Genomic DNA, 25,296 nt, shown 5'->3' with positions numbered 1-25,296 from the left:
CCCGCCTTCCCGCGTCCTCGGGTGCCGGTCGCAACCTGTGCTTGTTTCTACGGAGAAAGTACGCCCGTTTCAATGAAACGCGGAACGACCGTGTCGCGGTGGCGCCGCTCGGCACATGCCGGACGGGAAGCCGGTTGCACTTGGCCGATCCGCGCCCTACCCTGAGTGACGTTGGGACAAGACTTTCCGCAAGGCGGCCGATGAACGAGACAAGACTGTCTTTCAAGGAGATGTGCGCGCGGTTCGACGTGACGCCGCGCACGTTGCGCTACTACGAATATATCGAGCTGCTGACGCCGGAAAAGGAAGGCCGCAACCGCTTTTACGGCCCCCGCGAAATCGCCCGCATGACGCTCATCCTGCGTGGCCGCCGCTTCGGTTTCGCGCTGGAAGAACTGCGCCAATGGCTGCTGATCTACGAAAAACAGGGCACCAAGGCGCAGCTTGAAACATTTGTCGGCATGGCCAACCGCCAGCTCGGCGCGCTGACCAAACAGCGCGAGGAACTGGCCGTGACGATCGAGGATCTGCGCCAGCTTCGCGACGAGGCCGCGCGCCTCGCCGAAAGCGAAAGCGACGCCTGAAACCGTCCCCTGAAACCACTCCCTGACCCGTCCCGCTGACGGCCCTGCCCGCATCGGTCCGCTCCGCCGGACCGATCCCGGCTGCGCGCTCTGCCGCGATGCAGCGATTCCCAGCTTGACATTATCTTTCGCCTGACTATTCCTTTCAAGCAAGAATATTGCGCTGCGACTGCACGCTCTCACGTCCTGCCCGGAGGCTCCGCCATGACCCAGCCCGCCGAAGAAAAGCCCGCCCGCGACAAGACAGATCGCGACAAGCCGTGGCTGTTCCGGACCTATGCCGGCCATTCGACCGCGAAAGCCTCGAACGAACTCTACCGCACGAACCTGTCCAAGGGTCAGACCGGCCTGTCGGTCGCCTTCGACCTGCCCACGCAAACGGGTTATGACAGCGACCACGAACTGGCGCGCGGCGAGGTCGGCAAGGTCGGCGTGCCGGTCAGCCATCTGGGCGATATGCGCGCGCTGTTCGACCGGATTCCGCTGGAACAGATGAACACCTCGATGACGATCAACGCGACGGCGCCGTGGCTGTTGGCGCTCTATATCGCCGTGGCCGAGGAACAGGGCGCCGATGTGTCGAAATTGCAGGGCACGGTGCAGAACGACCTGATCAAGGAATACCTGAGCCGCGGCACCTATATCTGCCCGCCCAAACCGTCCTTGCGCATGATCACCGATGTCGCCGCCTATACGCGCGAGCATCTGCCCAAATGGAACCCGATGAACGTGTGTTCCTACCACCTGCAGGAAGCGGGCGCGACGCCGGAACAGGAGCTGGCTTTCGCGCTGGCCACCGCCTGCGCGGTGCTCGACGATCTGAAGGCCAAGGTCCCGGCGCAGCATTTCCCCGCGATGGTGGGCCGCATCTCGTTCTTCGTGAATGCGGGCATCCGCTTCGTGACCGAGATGTGCAAGATGCGGGCGTTTACCGAGCTCTGGGACGAGCTGTGCCTCGAACGCTACGGCGTCGAGGACGCGCGCTATCGCCGCTTCCGCTACGGCGTGCAGGTCAATTCGCTGGGCCTGACCGAGCAGCAGCCAGAAAACAACGTCTACCGCATCCTGATCGAGGCGCTCGCGGTGACGCTGTCGAAGAACGCCCGCGCCCGCGCCGTGCAGCTGCCGGCCTGGAACGAGGCGCTCGGCCTGCCGCGCAAATGGGACCAGCAATGGTCGCTCCGGATGCAGCAAATCCTCGCCTTTGAAACCGACCTGCTCGAATACGGCGATCTCTTCGACGGCAACCCGGTGGTCGATGCCAAGGTGCAGGCGCTCAAGGAAGGCGCGCGCGCGGAACTCGCGCTCATCGACGATATGGGCGGCGCGGTTCAGGCGATCGACTACATGAAGGGCCGGCTGGTCGAAGCGAATGCCGAGCGTATCGCGCGGATCGAACAGGGCGAGACCGTGGTCGTGGGCGTCAACCGCTTCACCACCACCGAACCGTCGCCGCTGACCACCGGCGAGGGCGCGATCATGGTCGCCGATGCCGATGCCGAGGCCGATCAGATCGCCCGCCTGACCGCGTGGCGCGGCGAGCGCGACGAAGCGGCGGTGCAGGACGCGCTGAGCGCGCTGCGCGAAGCGGCGCTGTCGGGGGCCAATGTCATGCCCGCGTCGATCGCCGCCGCGAAAGCGGGCGCCACGACCGGCGAATGGGGCCTCGTGATGCGCCGGGCCTTCGGCGAATACCGCGCGCCCACCGGCGTCTCGCGCAACCCATCGAACCGCACCGAAGGCCTGGAAGAGATCCGCGCCGCCGTCGACTCGGTCAGCGCGCAGCTCGGGCGCCGGTTGAAATTCGTGGTCGGCAAGCCGGGCCTCGACGGCCATTCCAACGGCGCCGAACAGATCGCCGCCCGCGCACGCGATTGCGGCATGGACATCCATTACGAAGGCATCCGCCTGACGCCCTCGGAAATCGTCGACGCCGCGCTCGACCAGCAAGCGCATGTCGTGGGGCTGTCGATCCTCTCGGGCAGCCATGTGCCCCTGGTCGAAGAGCTGATGACCCGGATGCGCGACGCGGGTCTGGGCGACACGCCCGTCGTGGTCGGCGGCATCATCCCCGAAGACGACGCCGCGCGCCTGCGCGCGATGGGCGTCGCCGCCGTCTACACGCCCAAGGATTTCGAGCTCAACCGCATCATGATGGATATCGTGGGCCTCGTCTCGGAAACCGCCGTCGCCGCCGAGTAACCGCCAGGGACAAGCGCGGGCGGTTCCCGAAAAACCGCCCGCCCCATCTTTGTTCCTCAAATATCCCGGGGGTCCGGGGGCAGCGCCCCCGGTCCTGTCCTCTCAGACCAGCGCGCCCTCGGGCGTGATGCGGGTCTTGCCGCCCAGCCAGGGATGCAGCGCCGCCGGCAGCGTGACCGAGCCATCCGCCTGTTGCCCGTTTTCCAGCACCGCGATCAGGCAACGCCCGACCGCCAGCCCCGATCCGTTCAGCGTCGCCAGGAATTCGGGCTTGCCGCCGCCCTCGGGCCGGAACCGCCCGTTCATCCGCCGCGCCTGGAACGTGCCGCAGGTCGAGCAGGACGAGATCTCGCGATACGCGTTCTGGCCGGGCAGCCAGACCTCGATGTCATGCGTCTTCTGGCTGCCGAAGCCCATGTCGCCCGTGCACAGCACCACCGTGCGATAGGGCAGCTCCAGCTTCTCCAGGATCGCCTGCGCGCAGCCGGTCATGCGGTCGTGCTCGGCCAGTGCCTCGTCGGGATGGCACAGGGTCACCATCTCGACCTTCTCGAACTGGTGCTGGCGCAGGATGCCGGTCGTGTCCTTGCCCGCCGAGCCCGCTTCCGAGCGGAAGCAATGGGTATGCGCGGTCATCCGCACCGGCAATTGCGCGCCGTCCATGATCTCGCCCGCGGCAAAGTTCGTCATGGTGACTTCCGAGGTCGGGATCAGCCACCAGCCATTCGTCGTCTGGTAGCTGTCCTCGGCGAATTTCGGCAGGTTGCCCGTGCCGTACATCGCCTCGTCCTTGACCAGAACCGGGGTCCAGCATTCTTCCAGCCCATGCTCGGTCGTGTGGGTGTCGATCATGAACTGCGCCAGCGCCCGGTGAACGCGCGCCACGGCGCCCTTCAGCACCATGAAACGCGACCCCGACAGCTTCGCCGCCATCGCCAGATCCAGCCCCGGCTTCACGCCCGGAATGTCGAAATGCTCGACCGGCTGGAAATCCAGCGCGCGCGGCTCGCCCCAGCGGCGGATCTCGACATTGTCGTCCTCGTCCTTGCCGAAGGGCACCTCGTCAAGCGGCAGGTTCGGGATCTCGGCCAGCCGCGCGGTCAGCGTGGCGTCCTCTTCCGCCGCCTGCGCGTTCAGCGCGGCCACTTCGGCCTTCTTCTCGGCCACCAGCGCGCGCAGGCGCTCGAACTCGGCCTCGTCGCCCCGGCCCTTGGCGGCGCCCACCTCCTTCGAGGCGCGGTTCTGCTCGGCCTGCGCGGTTTCGGCGGCGAGGATCTTCGCACGGCGGCTCTCGTCCATCGACAGCAGCTCGCCCGACAGCGGCGCAAGCCCCCGGCGGGCCAGGGCGGCGTCGAAAGCGGCGGGATTCTCGCGGATGGCGCGGATGTCGTGCATTGTCGTCCTCGAAACTGGCGCGAAACGTCTGGGCCCTGATATGCACCAAAGCGCCGCACGGGGAAAGGCCGCGCGTCGCGCTGTTCCCGCAGCGGCCCGGAGGCTCAGCTCTGCTGGACGAGGATGTCGAAATCCACCCGGCACCAGCGCAGATGGCCCAGATGCCGGATCTGCCCGCGGATGCGGATCGTGCCCTCGGTCGTCTCATCGATATTGGACGGCCACATCGAGATCAGCCGTATCTCAGCCGCTTCGTGGTTGTCCTGATCGCGGAAACTGATCGGCCCGCCGATGAAGGCGTGCCGCACCGGCTGCCAGGCATAGGAAAAGCTTCCGCCCGCGCGCTCGACGCTGAATCCGTGGTGATCGTTCAGGAAGGTCAGCGTATCGCCATCGGTGTTCCAGGCGATATTGGCCGGGTGATAGCGCACGACATAGGTCTGCGGCCGCCCCGACCAGCCGCCGCCCAGGCAGGGCGCGGTGAAATTCGACAAGGTCCCGCCGCCTTCGAACCGCCCCGATTGTGCATCGGCAGGCAGCGCGCCCAGGGTCAGGAACAGCGCCGAGACAGCGGCGGCGGCGGACGAACGGAAGGTCATGGATCACCCATCAACGGCAGAACGTGGTCCGACGGGACCGGGATACTGGCACCTCCGGTCGCAGGACCGGCGACTGGCTGCCCCGCCCTAGCGCGGCGCCGGGCACGATACCATCAGGAAAATGCGGTCTCTTGATGGCAGGATCGGGGAATCCCGTGGCAAGGCGTCGCGCCGGTCGCCGGTCGCCCGCCGTCGGAACGAGAAACGGGGGCGCCGGACGCCCCCGTTCGGGATCGTTCAGGCCGGGGCGGTCTCAGCGTTGCTGGACGATCACATCGAAATCCACCCGGCACCAACGGGCCGCCGCCAGATGCTGGATCTGCCCGCGAATGCGCACCGGCTGATCGGTGTTCTCGGTCAGGTTGTTGGGCCACATCGACAGGATCCGGATGCGCGCCGCCTCGGGCTGGTTCTGATCCACGGCAGTAATGCCGCTGCCCAGGAAAGCGTGGGTGACCGGCTGCCAGGCGGAGCTGAAATCCCCGCCGTTCAGAACGAAGCTCATCGCGTGCTGACCCGAGAAGAACGCGATCGAGTCGCGGTCCCGGTTCGAGCCGACGCCGCGCGGGTGAAAGCGCACCTCGTAGCGTTCTGGCGTGTCGACCCAGCCGTCATTGATGCAGGCGGGGGTCCAGTTCGACAGCGTGCCACCGCCATGGAAACGACCGGTCAGCGCCCCCGCCGCCAGCGGCAGCGCCCCCGCCACCAAGGCCGCCACTGCGCCTGTCAAAACTTTCTTCATCATCTCCGGTCCCTCCGCTTGGTTACTCAACAGGAATGCAATCTTCCCCAAGGGACGGGAAAGACTTGAGCATTTTGCGAAGAACTGCGGCGCGTATCAATGTTTTAACGGCCCGGCGCGCGATATGGGCCGCTTTCCAGACCCGGTGTCAGTCAACCGTCAGGTCGCGGGAGCGGCTTTCGGCTCCGGCCCGGCCCCCCGGCCTGTGTCGCGCCAGCCCCAGATCGCCGAGGATCGCGTAGAACGCGGGCAGCACGATCAGCACCAGAAGCGTCGAGGCGATCATGCCGAACACGACGCTCACGACCAGCGGCTTGAGAACCTGCGCCTGAAGCGAGGTCTCGGCCAGAAGCGGCACCATGCCGATCACCGTTGTGGCGACCGTAATCACGATGGGCCGCACCCGTGCGCGAACCGCCTGCCCCGCTGACGCCGCCAATGACAGGCCCTCGGCGGCGCGGGCCTTCGTGACCTCGACCAGCAGGATGGCGTTGTTGACCACGATCCCTGCCAGCGACGCCGCGCCCATCATCGACGGCATCGAAATGTCGTAGCCCGTCGCCCAGTGGCCCCAGACCACGCCCAGAAAGGCCAGCGGGATCGTCATCATCACGATCACCGGCTCGACATAGCTGCGGAACTGGAAGGACAGGATCAGGTAGATCCCCAGCAATCCCAGCAGGAAACCGCGCAGGATCGACCCCGCCGTCTCGGCCAGATTGGCGGCCTGCCCTTCGACCGAGACCCTCAGGCCCGGTATCGTCGTGGTCATCTCGTCCAGTATCGTCGCGCGCAGGGCGGCGGTGATCGCATCGGCATTGCCCAGACGCGGGTCGATATCGGCCTGCACCGTCACGCTGCGCGCGCCGTTGACCTGCGTGATCGTGCCCCAGCCGCGCGCCTCTTCCATGCGCAACACGCTGTCGAAAGGCACCTCGCGCCCGCCGGACACCTGAAAGCGGAAATCCTGCAGGTCGCCCAGCGCGTCGCGGTCGCCGGGCGCAAGGATCAGCTCGACTTCGTGCGCGATGGCGCCGGTGCGCACATCGTCCAGCGTGGCGCCCAGAAAGGCCGCGCGCAACTGCCCGGCCACATCGGCCGCCGTGAGGCCCAGACCCGGTGCGGTTTCGGTCAGCGTCAGGCGCAATTCGGGCTTGCCCGGGCGCAGGTTCAGCATCGCGTTGCGGATGCCGGCATAGCTGCCCAGCTCGGCCAGAACCCGCGCCCCCTGTGCGTGCAGCACTTCCAGATCGGGATGCATGAGCCGAAGCTCGATCGCCACGCCCTGCGGCCCGATCCCCGGCTCGGCGATCACCAGGGACGAGGCCCCGGCCAGCGGCCCGATCGTCTGTCGCCACGCCTCGGCGATGTCGTCAAGCGAGGTCGCGCGGATCTCGGCGCTCAGCAGATCGGCGCTGATTGTCGCGACATGCGCGCCCTGCTCTCCGGCCGAGACATTGCGGTTGAACCGCGTGATCCGCCGCACGACGAGCGGCTGGCCCTCGGGCTGATCGGGCGTCAGATCGGCATTCACCTGCACGAGCGCCGCCTCGATCTGCGCCACGGCTTCCGCGGTGCGGGCAAGCGGCGTGCCCTGCGGCATCAGGAGCCGCGCTTCCAGCACGTCGCCGTCGATATCGGGCAAAGCCTCGCGCTTGACCACGCCGCCGCCCACCGCGCCAAGGGTCACGATCAGCGCGCCGATGGCCAGCCCGGTCGTCAGGTAGCGCGCACGGATCGCCAGATCGGCCACGCGGCCCAGCCCTTCGCGCAGGTGATCGACGCCGGCATCGAAGCGGCGGCGGAACCCGCCGGGCGGTTTGCCCGCGCGCTCGGCCTCGTGGCGCAGATGGCGCGGCAGGATCAGGAAAGCCTCGATCAGGCTGGCGGCCAGAGCCGCGATCAGCACCAGGGGCAGGACCTGCAGCACCTTGCCCAGCGTCCCGGCCAGAAAGGACAGGGGTGCAAAGATCGCCACCGTGGTCAGGAAGGACGCAAAGACCCCCGGCGCCACCAACCGGACGCCACGCACGACGCCCTCCAGCCCGTCGCCCTTTGCGGCTTCGACGGCGATGGAATCCGACAGAACGATCGAATCGTCCATGACGATGCCGATGGCCATCAGCAGCGCGACCATCGTGATCATGTTCAGCGTCAGGCCGGTCAGCGACATCATCACAAGCGCCCCGGCCATTGCCACCGGCAGCCCCATCGCCGCCCAGAGCGCAAGGCCGGGCCGGAAGAACAGCGACATGACCAGCACGACCAGCACCAGCCCCGCCACGCCGTTGCGGATCAGCATCGCCAGACGGTCGCGCACGATGCTGGTCGTGTCCTGCACGATCTCGACGTTCAGACTGGGCGGCAGGGTCCGGCGCGTCTGCGCCACCTCGCCGCGCAGGGCTTCGAGCGCGCGCAGCGCGTCCGTGCCGCGCGGCTTGTGGATTTCGAGCAGGATCGCGGGTGCGCCGTCGAGATAGGCGCGTTCCTCGGCCGGGTCGTGCGCTTCGCGGATCGTCGCGACATCGCCCAGCACCAGCCGCGCCCCATTGTCCTGCACCAGCACCGGCAGCGCGGCCAGCTCGTCCAGCGTGCGGCGGCTCTCGGTCAGGCGAAGCTGCAGATCGCCCCCGGGCGTCAGCAGCGCGCCGCTCGGCTGGTCGAGGCTCTGGGCCGACAGCACATCGGCCAGCCGCGCGGGCGTCAGTCCGTATTGCGCCAGCACTGCACGCTCGGCCTCGATACGGAACTGCCGCTCGCCCAGCCCCGACAGCGTGACCTGTGCGATCTCGGGCAGGGCAGACAGCCGGTCGGCCAGCCCTTCGGCGAACAGGTCAAGCTCGTGCAGCGGCAGGTCGCCCGACACCGCGACCGAGGCCACGCCGTCCGTGCGGTGCAATTCGCGCACCAGCGGCGCTTCGGCCCGCGCGGGGAAGCTGTCGATGGCGCCGATCTCGGTGCGAAGCGCGTTAACGAAACGGATCGGGTCGCCGCCCTCGTCCATCACTGCCACCGCGCGCGCGCGGTTGTCCTGCGCCGTGCAGCGCAGCTCGTCCAGCGCCTCGACGCCCTGCACGGCGTCCCAGAGCGGACGGCAGATCGCCTCTTCGACCTCGGAGGCCGAGGCCCCGCGATAGGGCACGGTGATCTCGACCTCAGTGTCGCGGAAATCGGGGAATGTCTCGCGGATCAGCGCGGGCAGTGACAGCGCGCCCATCGCCAGAAACAGCACCAACAGCAGGTTGGCCGCCGTGGGATGGCCCGTGAACCAGCGGATCACGGGGTCACCGCCCGCAAGGGCATCCCCGGGATCGCCGGGGCGATGTCGTCCGTGATGAGCCCCTCGCCCGCTTCGAGCCCGCTGTCGATCACCGCCAGATCGCCCTGTCGGAAGGCGATCTCGACCGGTCGCAACTCCAGACGGGCATCGGAATCCATCAGGTACACCACGCCCCCATGCACCGCCGAGGCCGGAACCGCGATCACCCCCTGCATCGCCGGGCCGGTCAGCGTGACCTGCGCCTGCAGGTTGGCGATCAGCGGGATGCGCTCGGGCGGACGGGCGCCTTCGAACGGATCATCCACGGTGATGACCGCCTGAACCGTGCGCGCCTGCGGGTCCAGCGCCGGCTCGACGCGCGACAGCCTCCCTTCCCAGACCTGACCGGGATTCGAGACCGGCTCGACCAGGACCGACACGGCCTCGGTCCGGCCGGCATCCAGCGCCTCCAGAATGCCGCCGTCGAATTCGATCCCCGACAGCATCCGCTGGAACGCGGCAATCGGCACCTGCGCGACGACCTCGGCCTGGGCCAGCCCCTCGCCCGCGACCAGAACCTGCCCGGTGGCAACCACCTGATAGCGCTCGACCGGGGCCTGCGTGATGCGCAGATCGAAGGGCGCGGTGATCTCGGTATGCGCCAGATCGCGCCGCGCCCGGGCCAGGGCCGCCTCGGTCCGCGCGCGCTGCGCCTCCAGCCGGTCCTGCCGGGGGCCGATCAGCGCCAGCGCGTTCTGCAATTCGACCACGACGCGCCGCGCGGCCAGCACCGCGCGCTCGGCCTCGTCCCCGCGCGCGGCGGGCGCGGTCCCCTGCGACACCAGCTCGCGCGTGCGCTGCGCGTCGGATTCGCTCAGCGCCAGCCGCGCCTGTTCCAGCTCCAGCACCCGGCGGGTATTCTGCTCTTCGGCTTCAAGCTGCGCGCGCTCGGCCCCGAGCGAGGCCAGATCCGCCTCGGCCTGCGCGATGGCCAGCTCGTAATCGGCGGGATCGATGCGCATCAGCACGTCGCCCTCGCGCGCCAGCATCCCGGTTTCCAGATCGGGCGCCTGCCAGATCACCGCGCCGCGCACCTCGCTGATCGCGCTCCAGGTTTCGGCCGGGCGCACATTGCCCCAGCCCTGCGCCACCGGTACCAGATCGCGGGGCTCGACCGGGATGACCCGGACGGCCAGCCCCGCATCGGTGGACACGACCCGCCCGGGCGCGGGCGCCTGCGCCACCAGCCGCGCGGCGATCGCCCCGCCCAGCACGATCGGCGCCACGAACATCACCAGGGCCAGACTTCTGCGCATCGGTTGCTCTCCTGCGATCCCCGCCACCGGCAGGCTAAGCGCGCCTTACCTTCACGGCAAGCCGCACCGATGCCGCAGCGCCGCCCGTTCCGCGTTCTGCCTTGTCCGTCGGCGCAAAGGCCCGGCTTTGCGGCGCGTCCGCCCCCGCCCCTGCTTGCGCCTTAGCGCGGGCATCGCTAAACCCCACTGCGACCCCTATCCGTTCCCGTCCGATCCTGCCGGAGAGACCCATGTCCACCATCGACATCGAGACCGCGCGCCGGGTGGCGAAACTCGCCCGCATCCGCGTCGCCGACGACAGCCTGCCGCAACTGGCGCAGGAATTGTCCGGCATCCTGACCTTCATGGAGCAGCTCGGCGAAGTCGATGTGACCGGCGTCGAGCCGATGACCTCGGTCACGCCGATGCGCCTGAAACGCCGTCCGGACGCCGTGACCGACGGTGATATCCAGAACAAGATCCTGTCGAACGCCCCCGATGCCCGCGAGGGCTTCTTTGCCGTGCCGAAGGTGGTGGAATGAGCCTGAACGAACTGACAATCGCCGAAGCGCGCGACCGCCTGAAAAAGGGCGAGGTAACTTCGGTCGACCTGACCGAGGCCTGCCTGAAGGCCATCGACGCCGCCGATGCGCTCAATGCCTTCGTGCACAAGACGCCCGAGATCGCGCTGGAACGCGCGAAGGCCGCCGATGCGCGCCTTGCAAAGGGCGACGCGCCCGCCATGTGCGGCATCCCGGTGGGCATCAAGGACCTGTTCTGCACCGAGGGCGTGCCCTCGCAGGCGGCGTCCAACATCCTGAACGGCTTCCGCCCCGAATACGAATCCACCGTCTCGGCGCAGCTGCGCGATGCGGGCGCGGTCATGCTGGGCAAGCTGAACATGGACGAATTCGCCATGGGCTCGTCCAACGAAACCTCGTGCTACGGCAACGCGGTCAACCCGTGGCGGCGCGGCAATGACGACACGGCGCTGACACCCGGCGGCTCGTCGGGCGGCTCGGCGGCGGCGATCGCCGCGGATCTGTGCCTGGGCGCGACCGGCACGGATACCGGCGGCTCGATCCGCCAGCCCGCCGCCTTTACCGGCACCGTGGGCATCAAGCCGACCTATGGGCGCTGCTCGCGCTGGGGGATCGTCGCCTTTGCCTCGTCGCTCGATCAGGCCGGGCCGATGACCAAGACGGTGCGCGACTCGGCGATCATGCTGGGCGCGATGTGCGGCCACGACCCCAAGGATTCGACCAGCGCTGACCTGCCCGTGCCGGATTTCGAAGCCGCGCTGACGGGGGACATTCGTGGGAAAACGATTGGCATTCCTGAAGAGTATTCGATTGATGGGATGCCTCAGGAAATCAGGAACCTTTGGGCAGACGGCACAGAGATGCTCAAAGCAGCGGGGGCGAAAATACGTTGGATCTCGCTGCCGCATACCAAATACGCGCTGCCTACCTATTACGTCATCGCCCCGGCCGAGGCCTCGTCGAACCTTGCGCGCTATGATGGCGTGCGCTTCGGCCACCGCGCCACGCTGGAAGCGGGCGACGGCATCACCGAGATGTACGAGAAGACCCGCGCCGAGGGCTTCGGCCCGGAAGTGCAGCGCCGGGTGATGGTCGGCACCTATGTGCTGTCGGCGGGCTTCTACGACGCCTATTACAACAAGGCCCGCAAGGTCCGTGCGCTGATCAAGAAGGATTTCGACGATGTCTTCGCCGAGGGCGTCGACGCGATCCTGACGCCCGCCACCCCTTCGGCCGCCTTCGGACTGGGCGAGATGAAGGATGCCGACCCGGTGCAGATGTATCTCAACGACGTCTTCACCGTGACCGTCAACCTGGCCGGGCTGCCCGGCGTGGCGCTGCCCACGGGTCTGGATGCCAGGGGTCTCCCGCTGGGGTTGCAGCTGATCGGCCGGCCCTGGGGCGAGGCGGATCTGCTGAACACGGCGCAGGTTCTTGAAGACGCGGCAGGTTTTGTTTCCAAACCGGGCAAATGGTGGTAATCTTCCCTGCATAAGATCAAGAACAAGATCGAGCAGAGGCAGACATGCGCTTTTTGGTACTGGCGGTTCCGCTGGCCCTGTTGGGGTTGGCGGGATGCTCCGCAGGACGTGATAGTTACGCATCCATGACCACCACGGGAGTGGGCTTCGGCGATTACCAGCGCTACCTGCGCGACCGCTCGTCCGCACCGCCCGCCTCGTCGCGATCGGTCGGGCATTCGGGCATCCCCTATTCGGTACCGCCGCAAAGCGCCGAGAACCCCAACCAGACGCCGATCCTGCCGCCCGCCTCGATGCCAGCGCGCGCGCCCTCGACCGTCGATGCGATCCCGCGCCGCGAACGACCCGCCCCGGCAGGCGGCACCCGGATCGAAACGCAGACCCTCGCGCCGGTTCAGGCGGCGCCCGGCCCGGCGGCGCCTGTGCAGACCGCAGCGGCCCAGCCGGCGCCCGCCCCGGTGCAGGCCCCCCAGCAGGCGCCTCTCCAAGCGCCGATGCAGACCGGCGCGGCCTTCTCGGCCACGCCGGTGGCCGGACAGGCGCCGCAACAGGGTATCCGCGACGCGCAGACCTATCACGCCGATGCCAGCACCCCGCCCGGCGCGCAGGGCGCAGGCCCCGCACCCGCGCAGATCGTGACCGTGGGCTCGGTCCCGCCGCCCTCGGAAACGGGCGGCCCGAACCTGATGGAATACGCGCTGGCCACGCCCCATGCGCCGGGCACCGAGGTCTATCGCCGCATCAACCCGATGCGCTGGTCGTCGTGGCAGGACAATTGCCTGCGCTTCCGCAACCAGGACGCCGCCCAGCGCGCCTTCCTGGAAGCGGGCGGCCCGGATCGCGACCGCGACAACCTCGATCCCGACGGCGACGGCTTTGCCTGCTGGTGGGATCCGACCCCGCTGCGACAGGCGGTGGCGCGGCGCTGATGCGCCGCCATCCCTCGCCCAATTTCGGCCCGCGCCGCGACGGGCTGCGGCCCGAACTGGTCGTCGTGCATTTCACCGAGATGCGCTCGGCCGAGGCCGCGCTCGACCGGCTGTCCGACCCCGCGGCCGAGGTCTCGGCGCATTACCTGATCGGCCGGGACGGCACGCTGTGGCAGATGGTCGAGGAAGAGATGCGCGCCTGGCATGCCGGGGCGGGCGCGTGGCTGGGGCGCGGCGACGTCAATTCCCGCTCCATCGGCATCGAGCTGGACAATGACGGCCAGAGCCCCTTCGCGGCGCCGCTGATGCGGACGCTCGAGTCGCTGCTGGCCGGCCTTCTGCCGCGCTGGCGCATCGCCCCGCAGGGCGTCATCGCCCATTCCGACATGGCGCCCGGTCGCAAGGTCGATCCCGGTCCGCGTTTCGACTGGCGCAGGCTGGCGCTTCAGGGGCTGGCGATCTGGCCCGAGGCGCCGGGCGATCCAGATGCGCCGCTTGCCGCCTCGCTCGACCGCATCGGCTATCCCGATGTCGCGCCCGAGCTGCGCCTTGCGGCCTTTCGCCTGCGGTTCCGCCCCGGTGCGACCGGGCCTGAAAGCGCCATGGACCGTGCCGTCGCCGACGCGGTCGCGCGTTTGTCCTGACCTTGGCCTAAAGCGGCCCCGGCCTGCGCTCTTCGCTCAGCAGCACATTGGCATCGACCGCGCCCACGCCCGGCAGCGTCATGATCCGTCGCCGCAGAACCCGCTCGAAATCGGCGATGTCGCGGGCCACGACCCGCAGGCGGTAATCGTAGAGGCCCAGCACATGCTGGACCGTCTGCACCTCGGGGATGGCCGAGACCGCGCGTTCGAAATCCTCGAGGCTGACGCGGCCCTTGGCAGCAAGCGTCACGCCCAGAAACACCGTCACCCCGAAGCCCAAAGCCGCGCGGTCCAGAACCAGCCGCCGCCCGGCCAGCGCGCCGGCCTCGGTCAGGCGCCGGATTCGCCGCCATGTCGCGGGCTGGCTGAGGCCCAGCTGACGCCCCAGCGCGCCCGCGCTGAGCGTAGCATCGCCCGCCAGAGCGCGCAGGATCGCGCGGTCGGTTTCGTCGAGATCGATCATCACACGGCCCTCCGGGTGAGGGGTTTCGCCCTTGCTTTGCTGCGGGCGACCCAGCAGGGGGGCGCTGCCCCCCTCGGCGCTGCGCGCCTCACCCCCCGGGATATTTCCGGAACAAAGATGCGGCTCACAGCGGCAGGCTTTCGCCGCGCTTGATCTCGGCCACGTGCATCAGGGCCTCGATATCGGCGATATGCGGCAGGGTCAGGATGCGGGCGCGGTAGATCTCGCGGTAATGGTCCATGTCGCGGGCGATCACGTTGAGACGCACATCGACGCGGCCGAGGAAGGTCTGGATTTCCAGCACTTCGGGGACAAGGCGGGCGGCGGCGAGGAAGCCGTCGAAGGCGCGCGGATCGGTCTTGTCGAGCGTGATCCGCAGGGAGACCTCAACCTCCCAGCCCAGCGCGCGCCAGTCGATGATCGCCTGCGTGCCCTTCAGGATCCCGCGTTTGCGCAGCCGTTCGAGCCGGCGCGAGGCGGTGGCCTCGGTCATGTTGGCGCGCCGCGCGAGTTCGGCCACCGGTTGGGCGGGATCGGCCTGCAGGTGGCGCAGAAGGCGGCGGTCGGTGTCGTCGGCCTGCATGAAAATCCCGCCTTTCTGCCCCTATGCGAATGGAACATGACAGGTTTGCGCGAAAACTGCAGGCGATTGCAATGCCTTTTGCGCGAATCTGCCTATGATGCGGCAGTATCGAGACTGCGAAAGGAGCGCCCTCATGCGCGTGTATTACGACCGCGATTGCGACATCAACCTGATCAAGGACATGAAAGTGGCCATCCTGGGATACGGGTCCCAGGGCCACGCCCACGCGCTGAACCTGCGCGATTCGGGTGCCAAGAATGTCGTCGTCGCGCTGCGCGAGGGCTCGCCCTCGGCCGCGAAGGCCGAAGGCGAAGGCCTGAAGGTCATGGGCATCGCCGAGGCCGCCGCCTGGTGCGACCTGATCATGTTCACCATGCCCGACGAGCTGCAGGCCGAGACCTACAAGAAATACGTCCATGACAACCTGCGCGAAGGCGCGGCGATCGCTTTCGCCCACGGTCTGAACGTGCATTTCGGCCTGATCGAGCCGAAAGCCGGCGTCGACGTCATCATGATGGCGCCGAAGGGGCCGGGCCATACCGTGCGCGGCGAATACACCAAGGGCGGCGGCGTGCCCTGCCTGGTGGCGGTCCACCAGGACGCGACCGGCAAGGCGATGGAAATCGGCCTGTCCTATTGCTCGGCCATCGGCGGCGGGCGTTCGGGCATCATCGAGACCAACTTCCGCCAGGAATGCGAAACCGACCTGTTCGGCGAGCAGGCCGTGCTGTGCGGTGGCCTGGTCGAGCTGATCCGCATGGGCTTCGAAACCCTCGTGGAAGCCGGCTACGAGCCGGAAATGGCCTATTTCGAGTGCCTGCACGAGGTGAAGCTGATCGTCGACCTGATCTACGAGGGCGGCATCGCGAACATGAACTACTCGATCTCGAACACCGCCGAATACGGCGAGTATGTCTCGGGCCCGCGCATCCTGCCTTACGACGAGACCAAGGCCCGCATGAAAGCGGTGCTGACCGACATCCAGACCGGCAAATTCGTGCGTGACTTCATGCAGGAAAATGCCGTCGGCCAGCCCTTCTTCAAGGCGACCCGCCGGATCAATGACGAGCATCAGATCGAGCAGGTCGGCGAGAAGCTGCGCGCGATGATGCCGTGGATCTCGGCCGGCAAGATGGTCGACAAGGCCCGCAACTAAGGCGCGCGACTGATTGCGACAAAACGGTGCGTGCGAGCACGCACCCTACGCGTCCGGCGCGTAGACGGAGGGGCGCGCGGCGGGGAGGCTGCGCGCCCTTTTCCTCATCGCCCGCGCCGCGCTCGGGCTTTGGGAGGAATGCGCGCGCGAGCGGGGCGGGTGGGTGGGAGCGACGCGCGCGCGCCCCGCGACGTTGCGCCACAAGTGTTTCAACTGTGAAGAATTGCGCTTCCTTTCGTGCAATCCGCGCGCTAACCCCGGGGCATGGATACGACGACGCCCCTCGATGACAGCCGCGCCAAGCGCAACGTGACCGTTCTGGTGGCCGCGCAGGCGATCCTCGGCGCGCAGATGCCGATGATCTTCACTACCGCCGGGCTTGCCGGTCAGGCGCTGGCCCCGAATCCCTGCTGGGCGACGCTACCCATCTCGGCGGCGGTTCTGGGCTCGATGCTGTCGGCCGCGCCGATGTCGGCCTTCATGCAGCGCCGGGGACGGCGCGCGGGCTTCGTGCTGGGCTCGTTCGCGGGCGCGGTCGGGGCAGCGATCGGCGCGCTGGGGCTGCTCAACGGCTCGTTCCTGCTGTTCGTCATCGGCGCGCTGTTCACCGGCATCTACATGTCCGGACAGGGTTTCTACCGCTTCGCCGCGACCGATACCGCCTCCGACGCCTACAAGCCCAAGGCGATCAGCTATGTCATGGCGGGCGGGCTCTTGGCCGCCATCATCGGGCCGCAGCTGGTCAAGGTGACGGCCGAATCGATGGTCGTGCCCTTCCTGGGCACCTATCTGGGCGTGATCGTCGTCAACCTGGTGGGTATGTGGCTGTTTGCCTTCCTCGACATCCCCAAGCCCCCCGCGCCGGTCAAGGGCGCGCAGATCGTCGGGCGCACGCGCGGGGAATTGCTGCGCGAGCCGATGATCGTCGTCGCCATCATCTGCGCCACCGTCAGCTACGCGCTGATGAACCTGGTGATGACCTCGACCCCGCTGGCGGTTGTCGGCTGCGGTTTCGAGACCGCGAATGCCGCCGATATCGTTTCGGCCCATGTGCTGGCGATGTATGCACCGTCCTTCTTCACCGGCCACCTGATCGCCCGTTTCGGTGTCGAGAAGATCATCGCCGCGGGCCTCCTGATCCTGGTGGGCAGTGGCGCGGTGGCGTTGTCGGGGGTCGAGCTGGAGCATTTCTTCATCGCGCTGATCCTTCTGGGCATCGGCTGGAATTTCGGCTTCATCGGCGGCACGACGATGCTGGCGCGCGCCCATTCCCCGGCCGAGCGCGGGCGCATCCAGGGTGTCAACGACGCCATCGTCTTCGGCGGCGTCACCGTGGCCTCGCTGGGGTCGGGGCAGTTGATGAACTGCTCGGGCTCGGATGTGCAGACCGGGTGGCAGCTGGTGAATCTGTCGATGATCCCGTTCCTGGTGCTGGCCGGGGGCGCGCTGATCTGGCTGTCGATGCGTCCCAAAGAGGCCTGAGCCGGGTGCGGGTCGCTTTCCAATCGCTGACCAATTCGTCAAGCTGCCTGGAAAATGACCGTGTTTCAGCCACTTGAAAGCCCCGGGACCACCCCGGCGGACGGTTTCGGATTTCCTGTTGACGGCTGCATGTTCCACGGCTAGCGTCACTTTCAATAAGTCGGCCAGTCCGACAGGGAGCAAAAAAAGTCGAAAGGGGTCCAGCTTGCGGGCCCCTTTCGCTTTTGTGCCGCGCTCGCGTTCCGGCCTGCACGGCACCGGCGCAACGCCCCATGATTCCCCCGTCCCAACGGCCCCCGCGTCAGCGTTTCAAGCCCTCGGGCCGCAGATCGCGTTTTCGGCAACTCGCTGCCGGAAGCCGGATTTCCCACTGACTTGACCGATTCTTCATGCTAGGCCCTAGGACGAATTTCACGCACCAGAGGATGCTTCCATGATGTTCCGTACCGCCATGACCGCCGGTCTGGTCAGCGCCCTGCTCGCCGCTGCGCCGGCCCTCGCCCAGGAAGACGGCGCCGCCGCCGGAGCCGGGGCCGCGCAAAGCCAGGGTCAGCAGCCGGAAGTCGTCGCGACGCATTCGGACTGGCAGATCATCTGCGCCCCCGAAACCGAGGGCCAGCCCCGCCAGTGCGAGATGTACCAGCTTCTGCGCGACGAAGGCGGCTCGCCGATTGCCGAATTCTCGATCGCCGCGCTGCCGCTGGGCGCCGAGTTCGCCGCCGGCGCCACCATCACCACGCCGCTCGAAACCTTCCTGCCGACGGGTCTGGGATTCCGTATCGGCAGCGCCGAGGAAATGCGTGTCGAAGGCTTCCGCGTCTGCACCGTGGTTGGTTGCGTGGTGCGCATGGGGCTGAGCGGCGAAGAGGTCGATCAGCTGAAGGCCGGGTCAAACGCGACCGTCACCATCGCGCCCTTCATCGCCGTCGACCAGCCGATCGAGATCAATGTCTCGCTGTCGGGCTTCACCGCGGCCTATGACGAGCTGCAGACCCGCTTCGCCGAAGCCGCCGCTGCCGCGCGCACCGGCGAGTGACGCGCCCGGCGCTCAGGCCCGCTTGAGCGCCAGACAGGCATTCATGCCACCGAAGGCGAATGCGTTCGACAGCGCCGCGTCCACTTGGGCGCGGCGCGACTCGTTGGGGACCACGTCAAGGCCCAGCACCGCCGGATCGGTCTCGCGCCAGCCCGCCGTCGGGGGGATCACCCCGTCGCGCAGGGCCGAGATCACCGCCAGCAACTCCACCGCCCCCGCCGCGCCCAGAAGGTGCCCGTGCATGGATTTCGTCGACGAGACCGGCGGCGGGGTATCGAAGACGCTGCGGATCGCCTGCGCCTCGGACCGGTCATTGGCCGCGGTCGCGGTGCCATGGGCGTTGATATAGCCGATATCGCCCGCGTTCAGCGCGCCATCGGCCAGCGCGCCGCGCATCGCCCGCGCGGCGCCGTCGGGATCGGGTAGCACGATATCGCCCGCATCCGAGCTCATCGCGGCGCCCGCGACTTCGGCCAGGATATCGGCGCCGCGCGCCGTTGCCCTGTCCCAGTCCTCGAACACGAAGACCGCCGCGCCTTCGCCCTGAACCATGCCGTTGCGGCTGGCGCAGAACGGGCGGCAGCCATCGGGCGACATCACCCGCAGCCCTTCCCAAGCCTTGAGGCCGCCGAAGCACAGGGTCGCCTCGGCGCCGCCTGTCAGGACCACGTCGCAGGCGCCCGAGCGCACCATCTGCAAGGCCAGTCCCATCGCGTGGTTGGACGAGGCACAGGCGGTCGAGACGGTAAAGGACGGCCCCTTCAGCCCGTGGCGCATCGACAGATGCGCTGCGGCGGCGTTGTGCATGAGGCGCGGAATGGTGAAGGGATGGACCCGGTTCTTGCCCTGCGCCTGCAGCGCGCGGTAGCTGTCATCGACGGTGTTGTACCCGCCGCCCCCGGTGCCCAGCACGACGCCCGCGCGCATCGCCTCGGCCTCGCTCAGCGCAAGCCCGGCCTGCGCCACGGCCTGCCGCGCGGCCTCGATGGCGAATTGCACCACGCGGTCATAGAGCGACAGCTCCTGACGCGAGAACCGCGCCTCGGCGTCCCAACCGTGGATCTGCCCGCCGATGCGGACCGACAGGCGCTCGACCTCGTCGAATTGCAGTGGGCCGATGGCCACCCGCCCCTCGGCCAGCGCCGCCATCGTTCCCGCGACATCGAGCGCCAGTGCGTTGACCGTGCCCGCCCCGGTAATCGCGACGCGACGCGCCCCGCCCCTCTCGCCGGACATCCGTCAGCCGCGCTGATCGCGGACCAGACGGGCGACGGCGGCGCAGACCGAACCAACCGAGCTGAGATCCAGCGCTGCCGCCTGCGGATCATTGGCGTTGAAGGGGATCTGCACGTCGAAGGCTTCCTCGACCGCGAAGATCACTTCGGCCATGCCCAGACTGTCGATGCCCAGCCCTTCGAGCGTCATCTCGGGCGTCAGGCCCGAAGGCTCGCGCATGGCCTGCAGGGCCAGGATTTCGACGACCTTGCGCTGCAGGCCGTCGTCGAGGGTCAAGAAACTGCCGTCCATCCTGTCATCTCCTGATCAAGGGGTGCCGTCGCGCCCCTTCTCCATCAGGATTTTAACAGTTTTCTGAATTTCGGCCACTTGTGCGGCGAGTCGGGGCAATCTTCGTGTCGCTTTGTAGATTTCAACATGCGTTTCCATCTTCACGCCGGGATATCCCATCAGCACCCGGCCTGCCGGTGCATTCGAATTGATCACCGTGCCGCCCGCCGCGACCACGTCGTCGCCGACGAAGATGTTGTCGACCACGCCGACCTTGCCCGCCAGCACCACGCGGTTGCCGATCCGCGTCGAGCCGGCAATGCCGACCTGACCGCAGAGCAGGCAGTCTTCGCCCACGGTCACGTTATGGGCCACCTGGACGAGGTTATCCACCTTCGTGCCCCGCCCGATCGAGGTGTCGCGGATCGTGCCCCGGTCGATGGTCGCGCAGGATCCGATCTCGACATCGTCGCCGATGGTGACGCCGCCCAGCGAATGGATGCGCTCCCAGACCTGCTGCTTGGTCTGCTGCGCCTGCCCCAGCGTGGCGCGGGCTTCCTCGACGCGCGAGGTTTCTTCGGTCACGTAGCTGAAGCCGTCGCCGCCGATCACGGCGTTGGGCTGGGCGATAAACCGGTCGCCGATCGTGACCTTATGGCCGATGGCGACCCCCGCAAGGATCAGCGCATCCGCGCCGATCACCGTGTCGCGGCCGATCGAGACGCGCTCGGCGATGCGGGCATTGGCGCCGATCTTCACATTCGCACCGATCACCGTGAAGGGCCCGATCCGCGCGCCCTCGCCGATCTGGGCCGAGGGATCGACAACCGCCATCGGGCTGATACCCGGGGCCAGATCGGGGCCGGGATCGAAAGCCTGCGTCAGCCGCGCCATCGCCAGACGGCCGCGCGGCGCAAAGATCGCCGCTTCCAGTCCCAGCGCGCGCCAGTCCGCCCCGTCCCACAGGATCGCCGCGCGGGCCTTGCCCTGCGCGATACCGTCGGCGTAGCGGGGATCCATGGCAAGGGCCAGATCGAACGGACCCGCCGAGGCCGGTTCGGCCGCGGCGGTCACGGTCAGCTCGCCCGCACCCTCGAACCGCGCACCCAGCGCGGCAGCGATGTCAGCGACACTGTTCTGCATGTCGGGAAACCTCCGGTCGGGCGCCCTGATCGGCGCCCGCCCGGTTTAGCGCGCTCAGGCGCCCACTTCCACCCCGGCCCGGATCAGCGCATCGTAAATCTGCGCATCGCGGCCGTAGATGTCGTTGCGGTAGTTCATCCGCCCGTCGACCGAAGTATAGGCCGTGCGGTAAACCAGATGCACCGGGATCGGCGTCACCAGCGGCACGCGGGTCAGGCGGCCCGTGCTCTGGATCATGTGGTAATAGTTGACGGGATCGTCTTCCTGCACCGCCAGAAGCTGGTAGGCAAATTCGCGCGGATCGGCGAGCCGGATGCAGCCATGCGAATAGGCGCGCACGTCGTGGCTGAACAGCGACCGCGACGGCGTGTCGTGCAGGTAGATCGCGTAGGGGTTGGGGAACATGAATTTCACCTCGCCCAGCGCATTGCCCGGCCCCGGGGGCTGCTGCACGTCGAAGGGCAGGGTCTGCGGCGAATAGGCCGCGAAGTTCACCTGTTCGCGCGGCACGACGCGCCCGGTATGGTCGATCAGGTTCAGGTGCCGCGCCCCGCCCGACGACAGCGCGCCCCAGTATTCGCCGATGATCGACCGGGGCAACGTCCAGGTCGGGTTGATGTCCATGTATTCCATCATGTCCGAGAATTCGGGCGTCTGGTTCTGGCGCGACCCGATGACCGAGCGGGTTTCATAGGTGACTTCGTCGAAATCGACGATGCGGGCCACGAAATCGGTCAGGTTCACCCAGATATGCCGGTCGCCGCGCGGGATGTTGAGCCAGCGCTCGCGCTCGAGCGCGACATTGATCGACGGCAGACGGTCCTGCGGTTCGACATTGATCGCGCGGATGGTGGCGTTGCCGGCGACGCCGTCCGCCTCGATCCCCACGGATTCCTGGAATTCCTGCACCGCCTGCTGCATGAGGGAATCATACGTCGCGGTCGCCACGCGCGGCATGAAGCCCATGGCGATCAGACGGTTGCGCAGCTGCACGACGCCCGCGCCGGTATCGCCGGGCGCAAGGCTGCCGGCCTGGACACGGGGTCCCCAGCCGCCATTCGCCACGGTTTCCAAGAGATCGCGCCGCGCCCGGTAGAGCCGCGCATATTCCGGCGACGAGGGCGCCAGGTTGCGGATGAAAGCCACCGGCTCGGAGGCGACGAACTCGGTCATCAGCTCGGTCGGATCGGGGCGCGGCACTTCGCGCACCATGAATTCGGGGTTGATCGAGGCCGGATCGACAACACCGCTATGAATGTCCGTGGCATAGCGCAGGAAGGTCAGCGAGGCGCGCGCCTCGAGCATGCCGCGATCGCGCTCGGTCTCGACCGCGTCGAAATCGGCCAGAAGCCCGTTCAGGTCGTAGCGCGCCGCCGGAAGCCCGTGTTCCGAGGCCCGGCTCAGCGCCGTGACCAGCGCGCTGCGGCGCGCGGCACCGTCGGCGCCGGTCCAGACGGCCTCGTATCCGTGTTCCCGGTAAAAGGCCGCCAGCGCGCGGTTCTCGGCCACGCCTTCGGCCAACGCCTGCCGGAAGGCGGGGAATTGCTGCGCCATCGCGGGGGCGGCGAAGGTGGCGGTCAGAACGGCGGGGGCGGCACCGCTCAGGGCCAGGCCAAGAGCCACGACACCGGCATGAAAAACCGGACGGCTCGCTCGCGTGGGCCGTCGCGCTTCCTTCGTCTGCATGAAAAAACTCCCGTCAGATAAACTGTCCCGCGAGGGGCCGTGTCGCGCCGGATACGGACGTCGCCTCGCAAGGGTGGATTATAGCATAAGTCAGTGTCGATTTTCGCAGCTTGTATCGCCATTCACAATGCCGAGACCGCACTGATTCCCGCGACAACGCCGCCGGGACCCGTACGGTTCCACGCCGCTGCCGCCGAAGGCCCCATCTTTCCCGTCCTTGCCCACGCCCTGCGCGACAGGCAGGCTGTCGGACGCGGTACTTCGGGCCCACAACAAACTGTTAATAAATGATTTTCCGCCGCCTTAAGCCTTTTTCAGCAAAATCTCGCCTATTTTGACGGCACAGACGCTGCCAATCCGAATCCGGGCTTGGGAGAACCGGATCTCTGTGGCATAGAAACATCAGAAGAAAAATTTGTCTTCGTGACTCGATGCCCCGGACGGATACGGCCCAGCCGCCACCCAGAAGGGACCGATCATGAAGTTAAGCCGCAAAGGCACCCCGCGACTTTGGGATTGGGACAGGACAAACATGACTTCTTCGGTTGAAACCGGATTCTCCCGGCGCGCTCTGCTCGGCATCTTTGCTGCCACCGCCGTGACCGCCGCCCCGCGCATGTCCAAGGCCTTCGCCTTCAACCGGGGCGCCGGCGACATCCGCCGCCTCAAGATGTATTCGGGCCATTCGGGCGAAACGCTGGACGCGATCTACTGGATCGACGGCGAGTATGTCCCCGAAGTGCTGGACATGGTGAACCATTTCTGCCGCGACTGGCGCAACGATCAGCTTCACCGCATCGATACCCGCACGCTGGATATCATGGCCGCCGCGCATAACCTGCTCGACGTGACCGAACCCTATATCCTGCTGTCGGGCTACCGCTCGCCCGAAACCAACGCCATGCTGCGCCGCCGGTCGTCGGGCGTTGCGCGCAATTCCCGCCACATGGTTGGCCAAGCCGCCGACCTGCGTCTCAACAGCCGTTCGGTCAGCCAGGTCGCGCGTGCCGCGGTCGCCTGCAATGCCGGCGGCGTGGGGCGTTATTCGCGCTCGAACTTTACCCATATGGATTGCGGCCCGGTCCGCACCTGGGGCGGCTGACCGCTTTTCACCCCTTCGCTTGCGATGAACCCCGCGCACCTCCCGGTCGCGGGGTCTTCTTTTGCCCAATCGCCGTACGCAGCCCGGGCAAGGCTTGAACAGGGGCACACCGCACCCCTAAATGGGTCCCGAACCAGAGTCAGGGACAATGACAACCTTCGACACCGCCTTATGGCTGACCGCCGGCGCGATCTTCGCGCTTCTCATCCTGTCGGGATTCTTCTCGGGCAGCGAAACCGCCCTCACCGCCTCGTCGCGCGCCAAGCTGAGGGCGCTGGCGGATCGCGGATCGCGCGGGGCCGAAACCGCGCTCAAGATCACCGAGGACAGCGAACGGCTGATCGGCTCTGTGCTTCTGGGCAACAACCTGGTCAACATCCTTGCCACCTCGCTGGCGACGGCGCTGTTCACCCGGCTTTTCGGCGATTCCGGCGTCGCGCTGGCCACGCTGATCATGACCCTTCTGGTGCTGATCTTTGCCGAGGTCCTGCCGAAGACCTACGCCATCACCAACCCCGAATCCGCGGCCTCGCTGGTCTCGAAACCGATCCGCATCATCGTCGTGCTGCTGTCGCCCATCGTCGGCGCGGTGCGGATGCTGGTGCGCGGCATCCTGGCGCTGGTGGGCGTGCGCACCGACCCCGACAGCGCGGTGCTCAGCTATCACGAGGAAATCGCCGGCACGCTGGCGCTTGGCCATTCCGAAGGCTCGGTCGACAAGGAAGACCGCGACCGCCTGCTGGGCGCGCTGGACCTGGGTACACGCACCGTCGAAGAGGTCATGTTGCACCGCTCGCAGCTCGAGACCGTCGACCTTGACGCGCCGCCCGCCGAGATCATCGCCCAAAGCGTGAACTCGCCCCATTCCCGCCTGCCCGCCTGGCGCGACGAGCCCGAGAATATCGTCGGCGTGATCCATATCCGCGACCTCATGCGCGAAGTGCACAAGCTGGTCACCGAAGCCGGCGGCGATTTCAACGCGGTCGAGAAGCTCGATATCGCCACCGTGATGCGCGAGCCCTATTTCGTGCCCGACACCACGCCTCTTGATGAGCAGATGCAGCAATTCATGAAGCAGCACCGCCATTTCGGGCTGGTGATCGACGAATACGGCGCGCTTCAGGGGCTGATCACGCTGGAAGACATCCTTGAGGAAATCGTGGGCGAGATCGTCGACGAACACGACATCCCGACCGACGACCCGATCATCCGGCTCGAATCGGGCGCGATCGAGATCGACGGCACCATGACGATCCGCGATCTCAACCGCGCGATGGACTGGCAGCTTCCCGATGAAGAGGCGAACACTGTCGCGGGCCTTGTCATCCACGAGGCCCAGCTGATCCCCGAAGCCGGGCAGGTGTTCCAGTTCCACGGCTTCCGCTTCACCGTGGTCGAGCGGGTGGAAAACCGCCTCACCCGGCTGCGCGTGCGCTGGGTCAAGGGCGCGCGCTGAGAGGCCCGGCA

22 protein-coding genes are annotated in these 25,296 nt (G+C 67.5%); 11 read left to right on the top strand and 11 right to left on the bottom strand.

What is annotated here, in order from left to right; all coding sequences use genetic code 11:
* Positions 1–200 precede the first annotated feature (200 nt).
* Positions 201–584, top strand: coding sequence for a MerR family transcriptional regulator (locus C4N9_RS18755; protein ID WP_109534895.1), 384 nt, complete (start codon positions 201–203; stop codon positions 582–584).
* 204 nt (positions 585–788) lie between these two features.
* The gene (locus C4N9_RS18750; RefSeq protein WP_109534894.1) at positions 789–2,786 is read left to right on the top strand and encodes a protein meaA; all 1,998 of its coding nucleotides are present in this window, start codon (positions 789–791) and stop codon (positions 2,784–2,786) included.
* A 102-nt stretch (positions 2,787–2,888) separates the two neighbouring features.
* On the opposite strand, the gene serS is transcribed toward C4N9_RS18750, so the two are convergent.
* The 5 genes from serS to C4N9_RS18725 form a co-directional block, all read right to left on the bottom strand.
* On the bottom strand, positions 2,889–4,181 hold the full coding sequence (gene serS, locus C4N9_RS18745) for a serine--tRNA ligase (protein ID WP_109534893.1): 1,293 nt from the start codon (positions 4,179–4,181) through the stop codon (positions 2,889–2,891).
* A gap of 104 nt (positions 4,182–4,285) precedes the next feature.
* Positions 4,286–4,780, bottom strand: coding sequence for a hypothetical protein (locus C4N9_RS18740; protein WP_109534892.1), 495 nt, complete (start codon positions 4,778–4,780; stop codon positions 4,286–4,288).
* 253 nt (positions 4,781–5,033) lie between these two features.
* A complete protein-coding gene (locus C4N9_RS18735; protein WP_109534891.1) occupies positions 5,034–5,525 on the bottom strand; it encodes a hypothetical protein in 492 nt (163 codons plus the stop codon).
* Positions 5,526–5,670: 145 nt separating this feature from the next.
* A complete protein-coding gene (locus tag C4N9_RS18730; protein WP_109534890.1) occupies positions 5,671–8,802 on the bottom strand; it encodes an efflux RND transporter permease subunit in 3,132 nt (1,043 codons plus the stop codon).
* Positions 8,799–10,097 carry an efflux RND transporter periplasmic adaptor subunit gene (locus C4N9_RS18725; protein WP_109534889.1) on the bottom strand — a complete coding sequence of 433 codons (1,299 nt, stop codon included), beginning with the start codon at positions 10,095–10,097 and terminating at the stop codon, positions 8,799–8,801. Before C4N9_RS18725 ends, C4N9_RS18730 begins: the two co-directional genes overlap by 4 nt.
* A 230-nt stretch (positions 10,098–10,327) precedes the next feature.
* Between C4N9_RS18725 and gatC the strand changes: the two genes are divergently transcribed.
* The 4 genes from gatC (at position 10,328) to C4N9_RS18705 (ending at position 13,672) form a co-directional block, all read left to right on the top strand.
* Positions 10,328–10,618, top strand: coding sequence for an Asp-tRNA(Asn)/Glu-tRNA(Gln) amidotransferase subunit GatC (gatC, locus tag C4N9_RS18720; RefSeq protein WP_109534888.1), 291 nt, complete (start codon positions 10,328–10,330; stop codon positions 10,616–10,618).
* The gene (gene gatA, locus C4N9_RS18715) at positions 10,615–12,099 is read left to right on the top strand and encodes an Asp-tRNA(Asn)/Glu-tRNA(Gln) amidotransferase subunit GatA (protein WP_109534887.1); all 1,485 of its coding nucleotides are present in this window, start codon (positions 10,615–10,617) and stop codon (positions 12,097–12,099) included. Before gatC ends, gatA begins: the two co-directional genes overlap by 4 nt.
* Before the next feature lie 125 nt (positions 12,100–12,224).
* Positions 12,225–13,028 (top strand): hypothetical protein, encoded by an 804-nt coding sequence (locus C4N9_RS18710; protein WP_109534886.1) that lies wholly within the window; start codon positions 12,225–12,227, stop codon positions 13,026–13,028.
* Entirely contained in the window at positions 13,028–13,672 is a 645-nt protein-coding gene (locus tag C4N9_RS18705) for an N-acetylmuramoyl-L-alanine amidase (RefSeq protein WP_109534885.1), read from the top strand. The genes C4N9_RS18710 and C4N9_RS18705 overlap by 1 nt, the downstream gene beginning before the upstream one ends.
* A gap of 7 nt (positions 13,673–13,679) precedes the next feature.
* Here the strand turns inward: C4N9_RS18705 and C4N9_RS18700 are convergent, their stop codons facing one another.
* Together C4N9_RS18700 and C4N9_RS18695 are read right to left on the bottom strand one after the other, a co-directional pair.
* The gene (locus C4N9_RS18700) at positions 13,680–14,135 is read right to left on the bottom strand and encodes an Lrp/AsnC family transcriptional regulator (RefSeq protein WP_109534884.1); all 456 of its coding nucleotides are present in this window, start codon (positions 14,133–14,135) and stop codon (positions 13,680–13,682) included.
* A 124-nt stretch (positions 14,136–14,259) separates the two neighbouring features.
* Positions 14,260–14,718 carry an Lrp/AsnC family transcriptional regulator gene (locus tag C4N9_RS18695; RefSeq protein ID WP_109534883.1) on the bottom strand — a complete coding sequence of 153 codons (459 nt, stop codon included), beginning with the start codon at positions 14,716–14,718 and terminating at the stop codon, positions 14,260–14,262.
* Positions 14,719–14,851: 133 nt separating this feature from the next.
* On the opposite strand from C4N9_RS18695, the gene ilvC reads away from it, so the two are divergent.
* From ilvC to C4N9_RS18680, 3 genes are all read left to right on the top strand, one after another.
* Positions 14,852–15,874, top strand: coding sequence for a ketol-acid reductoisomerase (gene ilvC / locus C4N9_RS18690; protein ID WP_168192287.1), 1,023 nt, complete (start codon positions 14,852–14,854; stop codon positions 15,872–15,874).
* Positions 15,875–16,138: 264 nt separating this feature from the next.
* On the top strand, positions 16,139–17,356 hold the full coding sequence (locus tag C4N9_RS18685; protein ID WP_109534882.1) for an MFS transporter: 1,218 nt from the start codon (positions 16,139–16,141) through the stop codon (positions 17,354–17,356).
* 433 nt (positions 17,357–17,789) lie between these two features.
* On the top strand, positions 17,790–18,392 hold the full coding sequence (locus tag C4N9_RS18680; protein WP_109534881.1) for an invasion associated locus B family protein: 603 nt from the start codon (positions 17,790–17,792) through the stop codon (positions 18,390–18,392).
* Positions 18,393–18,404: 12 nt separating this feature from the next.
* On the opposite strand, the gene C4N9_RS18675 is transcribed toward C4N9_RS18680, so the two are convergent.
* Genes C4N9_RS18675 through C4N9_RS18660 form a run of 4 tightly spaced genes read right to left on the bottom strand, consistent with a single transcriptional unit; the run spans position 18,405 to position 22,727 of the window.
* Positions 18,405–19,628, bottom strand: a complete 1,224-nt coding sequence (locus tag C4N9_RS18675) for a beta-ketoacyl-[acyl-carrier-protein] synthase family protein (RefSeq protein WP_109534880.1) — start codon at positions 19,626–19,628, stop codon at positions 18,405–18,407.
* Positions 19,629–19,631: 3 nt separating this feature from the next.
* Positions 19,632–19,919, bottom strand: coding sequence for an acyl carrier protein (locus tag C4N9_RS18670; RefSeq protein ID WP_109534879.1), 288 nt, complete (start codon positions 19,917–19,919; stop codon positions 19,632–19,634).
* A 15-nt stretch (positions 19,920–19,934) separates the two neighbouring features.
* Complete coding sequence (gene lpxD, locus C4N9_RS18665) at positions 19,935–21,041, bottom strand: UDP-3-O-(3-hydroxymyristoyl)glucosamine N-acyltransferase (RefSeq protein WP_109534878.1); 1,107 nt, start codon at positions 21,039–21,041, stop codon at positions 19,935–19,937.
* 54 nt (positions 21,042–21,095) lie between these two features.
* Positions 21,096–22,727 (bottom strand): L,D-transpeptidase family protein, encoded by a 1,632-nt coding sequence (locus C4N9_RS18660; RefSeq protein WP_109534877.1) that lies wholly within the window; start codon positions 22,725–22,727, stop codon positions 21,096–21,098.
* A 532-nt stretch (positions 22,728–23,259) separates the two neighbouring features.
* On the opposite strand from C4N9_RS18660, the gene mepK reads away from it, so the two are divergent.
* Both mepK and C4N9_RS18650 read left to right on the top strand, forming a co-directional pair.
* Positions 23,260–23,829 (top strand): peptidoglycan L,D-endopeptidase MepK, encoded by a 570-nt coding sequence (mepK, locus tag C4N9_RS18655; protein ID WP_109534876.1) that lies wholly within the window; start codon positions 23,260–23,262, stop codon positions 23,827–23,829.
* 148 nt (positions 23,830–23,977) lie between these two features.
* Complete coding sequence (locus C4N9_RS18650) at positions 23,978–25,285, top strand: HlyC/CorC family transporter (protein WP_245902622.1); 1,308 nt, start codon at positions 23,978–23,980, stop codon at positions 25,283–25,285.
* Positions 25,286–25,296 lie beyond the last annotated feature (11 nt).

Source organism: Pararhodobacter marinus (assembly GCF_003122215.1).
In the GTDB taxonomy this organism is placed as follows: domain Bacteria; phylum Pseudomonadota; class Alphaproteobacteria; order Rhodobacterales; family Rhodobacteraceae; genus Pararhodobacter; species Pararhodobacter marinus.
This window is presented reverse-complemented; position numbering and strand designations above follow the sequence as displayed.

Bases quoted from the DNA above. Each gene is read 5' to 3' on its own strand.
- C4N9_RS18755 (WP_109534895.1), top strand. From the start codon at position 201: ATGAACGAGACAAGACTGTCTTTCAAGGAGATGTGCGCGCGGTTCGAC.
- C4N9_RS18750 (WP_109534894.1), top strand. From the start codon at position 789: ATGACCCAGCCCGCCGAAGAAAAGCCCGCCCGCGACAAGACAGATCGC.
- serS (WP_109534893.1), bottom strand. From the start codon at position 4,181: ATGCACGACATCCGCGCCATCCGCGAGAATCCCGCCGCTTTCGACGCC.
- C4N9_RS18740 (WP_109534892.1), bottom strand. From the start codon at position 4,780: ATGACCTTCCGTTCGTCCGCCGCCGCCGCTGTCTCGGCGCTGTTCCTG.
- C4N9_RS18735 (WP_109534891.1), bottom strand. From the start codon at position 5,525: ATGATGAAGAAAGTTTTGACAGGCGCAGTGGCGGCCTTGGTGGCGGGG.
- C4N9_RS18725 (WP_109534889.1), bottom strand. From the start codon at position 10,097: ATGCGCAGAAGTCTGGCCCTGGTGATGTTCGTGGCGCCGATCGTGCTG.
- gatC (WP_109534888.1), top strand. From the start codon at position 10,328: ATGTCCACCATCGACATCGAGACCGCGCGCCGGGTGGCGAAACTCGCC.
- gatA (WP_109534887.1), top strand. From the start codon at position 10,615: ATGAGCCTGAACGAACTGACAATCGCCGAAGCGCGCGACCGCCTGAAA.
- C4N9_RS18710 (WP_109534886.1), top strand. From the start codon at position 12,225: ATGACCACCACGGGAGTGGGCTTCGGCGATTACCAGCGCTACCTGCGC.
- C4N9_RS18705 (WP_109534885.1), top strand. From the start codon at position 13,028: ATGCGCCGCCATCCCTCGCCCAATTTCGGCCCGCGCCGCGACGGGCTG.
- C4N9_RS18700 (WP_109534884.1), bottom strand. From the start codon at position 14,135: ATGATCGATCTCGACGAAACCGACCGCGCGATCCTGCGCGCTCTGGCG.
- C4N9_RS18695 (WP_109534883.1), bottom strand. From the start codon at position 14,718: ATGCAGGCCGACGACACCGACCGCCGCCTTCTGCGCCACCTGCAGGCC.
- ilvC (WP_168192287.1), top strand. From the start codon at position 14,852: ATGCGCGTGTATTACGACCGCGATTGCGACATCAACCTGATCAAGGAC.
- C4N9_RS18685 (WP_109534882.1), top strand. From the start codon at position 16,139: ATGGATACGACGACGCCCCTCGATGACAGCCGCGCCAAGCGCAACGTG.
- C4N9_RS18680 (WP_109534881.1), top strand. From the start codon at position 17,790: ATGATGTTCCGTACCGCCATGACCGCCGGTCTGGTCAGCGCCCTGCTC.
- C4N9_RS18675 (WP_109534880.1), bottom strand. From the start codon at position 19,628: ATGTCCGGCGAGAGGGGCGGGGCGCGTCGCGTCGCGATTACCGGGGCG.
- C4N9_RS18670 (WP_109534879.1), bottom strand. From the start codon at position 19,919: ATGGACGGCAGTTTCTTGACCCTCGACGACGGCCTGCAGCGCAAGGTC.
- lpxD (WP_109534878.1), bottom strand. From the start codon at position 21,041: ATGCAGAACAGTGTCGCTGACATCGCTGCCGCGCTGGGTGCGCGGTTC.
- C4N9_RS18660 (WP_109534877.1), bottom strand. From the start codon at position 22,727: ATGCAGACGAAGGAAGCGCGACGGCCCACGCGAGCGAGCCGTCCGGTT.
- mepK (WP_109534876.1), top strand. From the start codon at position 23,260: ATGACTTCTTCGGTTGAAACCGGATTCTCCCGGCGCGCTCTGCTCGGC.
- C4N9_RS18650 (WP_245902622.1), top strand. From the start codon at position 23,978: ATGACAACCTTCGACACCGCCTTATGGCTGACCGCCGGCGCGATCTTC.